Origin of the sequence: Ruminococcus sp. (genome assembly GCF_017650195.1) — a bacterium.
Classification (GTDB): domain Bacteria; phylum Bacillota; class Clostridia; order Oscillospirales; family Ruminococcaceae; genus Ruminococcus.
The window spans coordinates 1-5,749 of the sequence record NZ_JAGCFH010000270.1; the positions used below are offsets into that span (position 1 = coordinate 1).

The following is a 5,749-nucleotide window of genomic DNA, read 5'->3' on the forward strand; positions in this document are numbered from 1 at the left end:
TAAGCTGTATAACGCAATGTGGTACATATCCTTGTAGACATAAGAGTAAAGTCTCGCAAAGGCTTCCGTACTGCCTTGCTGTGCGAGTTTAACGTCTTCGGTATTGTCTTTCATAATGGGTCCCTCCTTTGAATCTATTTTAAGAAGCTTTGCACATCTTCGGTGCAAGTTCATTCATTAAGTGTCGGAAAAAGTCTGAATTGTTGCATACAAGTTTGAAATTTGGCGATGTGAACAAAAACGCCTTTGCAGTTATGTGCATGTAGTACAAAGGTTCCCTTTCGATATACATAGAACTATAATGAGGCAAGTATCAGGCGGCTGATATTATGCAGCGCTTGACGTTGCTTCCCTTATAAGTTATAATAATATAAAAGACGTCGCATTGCAAGTTTTTTTATAAAATAACAGGTAAAGCTCAACGGGGCTGGATATGTGAATCTGTAGGTATTCCGGAAATTGTCAGTCGGAAAGCGAGTTGAAGTAAATGGACAAGCGTAGATTATTTTCTATCGTTCTTATCATGGTCTCGGCTATTACTTATGGAGCGGTCTGTATTAGTAATGCAGACCGGGCTGAATCTCCGGGAGTCCTGCTGCTGTTGACGGCAATGATGCTTCCGGTACTGCCTGTTATTATAATTACAGAAATAATACAGCTGTGCCGGGCTAATGATAAAGCCGAGCTGGCAGGACTTGTACTTGCGCTGATCGGAGCTTTTCTCATGTCGGCATTCTGGTTCTTTATGGTACTTGTTGGAGAAGATAAAAACAAGACCATGGCAATAGCGGTGATAGGTATAAATTGCATAGCTGTACTGTTGCTGTGGATCAAGATAAGGATCAGCAGATTATAACATACAATATTCGAATCAAGGAGATATTTATGAAATACAGATCAAAAACTGTTATAAGTGCAGCTTTTATCTTAACGCTGGGCATTAGTGGATCATTCCTCGCCTCATGTTCAGAGGGAGATAAGTCTTCATCAAAGCCCCAGCCAACTGAAACGGCAGAGACCGGGGCTAAGACAGAGCCCTTTGAGGCAGAGGGAATGCGTTTTTCTGCGGTAAGTGGATTTTATGATGAGGAATTCTATCTTGACATAACAGCTGACGACGGCTGCACCGTATACTATACTCTCGACGGAAGTGTACCTAGTGTTGAAAGTCAGAGGTTCACACAGCCTGTTCTTATCAGCGACAGGTCCGCTGAGAAAAACGTCCTCAGCGCTCACAAGGACATCGCCCAGCCTGCTAATTTTGTAAAGTACGATCTGCCGGATTCTCCCGTGGACAAGTCAACGGTGGTAAGAGCTATAGCTGTAGACGGAAGCGGCAGTCAGAGCAGAGTAGTGTCATGTACATATTTTGTGGGCTTCGGTGAGAAGGCTGACTATTACGATGACGTTAAGACAATCTCACTCATAACGGAGGAGAGCAGCCTTTTTGATTACGAAAAAGGGATATATACGATTGGAAAGGCCTACGATGACTGGCTTGATAGCGATGAATACGATCCCGAGACTCCGGATTGGTTCCTGCCTGCGAATTACACTCAGAAGGGCAGGGAATGGGAGAGAGAGGCTTTTGTGCAGTTCTTTGAAGGCGGTCAGCTCACATGCTCTCAGAATGTTGGTATACGTATTCACGGCGGTGCAAGCCGTTCCTACACGCAGAAAAGTCTGAATATTTATGCAAGAAAGGATTACGGCGCTCCTAAGCTTGTATATGATCTGTTTTCGGGAAATGTCGTGAGCCAGCACGGCAATGCGCCTGTCACGGAGTTCGATAGCTTTATGCTTCGAAACTGCGGAAACGATGCGATGTATACGCGCTTTCGAGACAAGCTTATACAGTCTCTTGTTTCCGACAGACAGTTCCTCACTCAGGGCATGGAGCCGTGTATACTCTTCATAAACGGCGAATACTGGGGCCATTATGAGATCACTGAGAAGCTTGACGCAGCGTTTGTCAAAGCCCATTACGGCGTTCCCAAAAAAGATGTCTGCATAATAAAAAAGGATCTTCTTGAGGAAGGTTCAGAGGAGGTATTTGCCGAATGGGAGGAACTCCGGAAATGGATAAATGAAACTGATTTTTCGGACGATGCAGCTTACAAAAAGCTCTGCGAATTTGTGGATATGCAGGGCTTTATGGACTATATAAGTACTGAGCTGTACATAGACAACTGCGACTGGGGCGCTCCAAATTCGGCGATGTGGAGAGTACAGACCATTGATAAGAGCAATCCTTACGCCGACGGAAAATGGCGCTTTATACTGTTCGATACAGAGTACAGCACGGGCATCTACCATGAAGCGCTTGCTGATAACGACAGTCTTTCAAATTTAATGGAAGAAGACTGCTTTATTACTGACCTGTTTAAAGCTGCAATGAAAAATGAAGGCTTCAAGCAGAGCTTTATGGACACTTTTGAGGATATCTCAAATAATAATTTCAACGATGAACGTGTGGAGAATGAGATAGACCGCATTTCAGAAACGTATCATGATATGGTAACGGATACCTATGACCGTTTCTGGCGCATTTCTTTTGGAGGCTCTGCGGGAGAATACAGCTATGACGAAGCGGTCGGTGAACTCCGCAGTTTCTTCTCCGAACGCAGGAAATACATCACTGACTATGTTCAGAAGTATTCGAAAGAATAATGACAAGCAGAGAGCTTTGCTTTGGCAGGGCTCTTTTCTTTTTGAAGAACCTTATTTTCAGGTGAGCCATTTTTCATTTTATATTGCCTAAATAGTATAGAGACAAAATCATTGTTCTTGATGGATAACGTTGAACGTGGATACTACTGTTTCCTTGAAGGTGATAAAAATACTATAATGGATATAATAAACGATCATAGAGAATGCAGCTGAAAATGCATGACGACAGCTTTGGCGATGCAGTGGACGTTTCTGCAGTACTTGCAGAATATGCAAGCTTGTCCTCTGAGTGGTTTTAAAACGCATTACATACCTGAACATAAAACGAACTCTACTGGTAAAACATGTAGCTCTTTAAGAGTTAAATTAATCTTCCTATGTTGATATGCGAATGTAAAATAATTTTGTATATAAAATAATAAATTTTATTTAAGGTTTTTGAGAAGAGTGTATAAAAATTCGCAATATTATACTTGATTTTTATTCATGAATAAGATATAATTTGTGTAATATAATATGTATCTGTATGGATACACGGGAGGGCTTAACATGAAAAAACACACAAAGGGCTTTTTATCCGCTGTTATTTCTGCGGCGTTGTGTACGGCAAGCATTCCGGTGCAGACAGTCAATGCTGATATAGTTATCGACCATGATTGCAGCGGTATCGACAAGAGCTATTACTATGAAATAGCAAATAATGATAAGGACAGTCAGCCGAATTTCCTGATACAACCGGGCGGCTGCTTCCGCTGTGAATGGGATAATGAAGAGGGCTTCAGGACTGGAAGAGGTCTTAAGTTCGCTTCTCCTGTCAGCTACAAAGAGCTGGGGAATATCACATACAAGTACTGGAAAAGGATAGATACGGAAGGCTACACTGACAGCAAAAACGGTTATGTGAGACTGGGCGTCAGACTTCATAACTCAAAGGGCGACGTGATCGACATACTTGAAGTGGAAGATTCGGCAGACGGCAGGAGCATTGTTGAAAAGGATGAAAATTACAAGGAGATAGGAAAGCTTTGCTCTCAGGAAGTATTCCATGATACTCTCTTTGGCCTTATCGACGTTAAGGGAGATGCCTATGCTGTTGACTATACTCTGTACTCCTGTGAGAACGGTGATGGGAAGGGCAAGACCTTCGTATTCCGGAGAGATGTTCCTATGACTATCAATAACGATATTGAGGACGACAGAAGGATAAATATAACCGACAAGCTTAACGCACTAGCTGCGACAGGATATGATGTGGGAGATATAACTGATATCGGACTGTTCCTTGAGAGCGCCGGCTCAAAGGGAAGCGCTTATGTCTATACTGTTGATGTATCCATAGAGAATATGCCGGAGCTTGCTCCCGACGAGTACGAGGATGAAGAGGCTGCTGTAACACTAAAAGATATAGATTACGGCGTCCGCACAGGTTATTATTACCACATTGAAGGCAGGGGCGAAAAAGATCAAATGGTGCTGATAGCTCCGTCGCAATTCAGTGCTGAATGGGACGCAAGAGATAACAGTTATAATAACGATCCTATATTTGAGCGTGGAAAGCAGTACGAACCGGGACAGTCCTATAAAGCTATATCGGGCTCGTCTATAGAGTACACTATGGATTTTGAAGCCAGCGGTTCTTTCGCTGTCAGTGCTGCGGCAAAGCTTGGCGTTATCGAAATGCCGGAATATTACGTGTACACTGACCTTTATATAGTAGACGCCTGCAGCAAGGGCTGGGTACCATCTAAAAATGCACAGAATTTAGGCAAGCTCACCGTAGACGGTGTGGATTATGATGTTTATGACGGTTCGCAGAGCTGGATGGGTACCGGCAAGTCTCAGCTCAAACAAAGATATTACTTCATAAGCAGAGACGCAGCGGAAAACGGTATGAAGGGAACAGTTACGGCTAAGCATGACATCGCTCCCTTTATGGAATATGTACACAATCTTGGTATCGTACTTGGCTGCGCCGACGTTCTTGTCGCTCAGGTAAACGGTTCTGTTTCAGTGGGAAGTGCGGAGTTAGTGAAGCTCGATGTGGAACTGCCGGAATTCATTGCCGATGAAGGCGAGTACGAAAGAATGACAAGAAAGATTGACCTTAATGACTGGCATAATTCTGTATATCTGAAAGGCCTGCACTATGGTGTAAACGGCACCGCTATGACGATGTATGGATATGCAGATGAAAAAATAAACTACGAATGGGGAGAGTATCAGCCGGGAGTATTCGCATCGAATAATGCCGAGTTCGCCCGCAGTTTCAACATCGGATTATGTGAAATCCAGAGAGAGAACTATGAGTATGGCTGTGAAAGCAATGAGAGCCTGCTGTTCGATTACAATATTGATATCGGTGATATCTCTTCCGATAAGGAGGGCTCCGAATGGGCGCTCGGTGGATTTATCAACTGTATAAATGAAGAGTATTTACATTCTATGGGGGAAGCTGACTGTTATTTTGGCTGTTATATCCTGATCGCTGATAAATGGGAGGGAGAGCTCACATCTGAATTGGTGTATGGTTCGTTCCGTGATCCCGAGAAGCTTGGCGTTATTGAATCAGGTGGCGTAAAGTATGATGTTATTGCTTATATACCTGAGGTCAGGAAGGATAATTTACCATTCGTGATCGTTAAGCGTCAGAAACAGCTTGAGGCAGTTGAAGCTGATGACGTATCTGATGGCTGCATACGCTATGAAGGCTCATTTGATGCAGCGGACATAGCCAGAAAGGTAAGCGGTCTTGGCATAGATACTTACGACATACAAGACGTTTATTTCACACTCAAAATTTTTAAGAACACCGGATCTGCGGTTGTCAATTCAGTAAGCGCAAAGAGAACTGAAAATGATATTGCCGTTTATACTGCTGACGATATCAGGAACTTCAAATCTTTCCTCCTCGGAGAAAAGATTGAAATACCGACAGGTGCAGATTATGACGTCAACGGTGACGGAATATGGGATATTCACGATCTGTGCGTGATGAGAAGCAGAATCGCTCCTACCGAACTAAATTAAAACTAAAAAGGCTTTTCGCAGATATTCTTGCGGAAAGCCTTTTATTTCAATA

General features: G+C 43.2%; 3 protein-coding genes. All 3 read left to right on the forward strand.

Going from position 1 to position 5,749, the window contains the following annotated elements; genetic code table 11:
- Positions 1 to 487: 487 nt before the first annotated feature.
- The 3 genes from J6U00_RS12285 (at position 488) to J6U00_RS12295 (ending at position 5,697) form a co-directional block, all read left to right on the forward strand.
- Positions 488 to 856, forward strand: coding sequence for a hypothetical protein (locus J6U00_RS12285; RefSeq protein ID WP_296582265.1), 369 nt, complete (start codon positions 488 to 490; stop codon positions 854 to 856).
- Between the two features lie 29 nt (positions 857 to 885).
- Complete coding sequence (locus J6U00_RS12290) at positions 886 to 2,670, forward strand: CotH kinase family protein (protein ID WP_296582267.1); 1,785 nt, start codon at positions 886 to 888, stop codon at positions 2,668 to 2,670.
- Between the two features lie 549 nt (positions 2,671 to 3,219).
- Positions 3,220 to 5,697, forward strand: a complete 2,478-nt coding sequence (locus J6U00_RS12295) for a glycoside hydrolase family 11 protein (protein ID WP_296582269.1) — start codon at positions 3,220 to 3,222, stop codon at positions 5,695 to 5,697.
- Positions 5,698 to 5,749 lie beyond the last annotated feature (52 nt).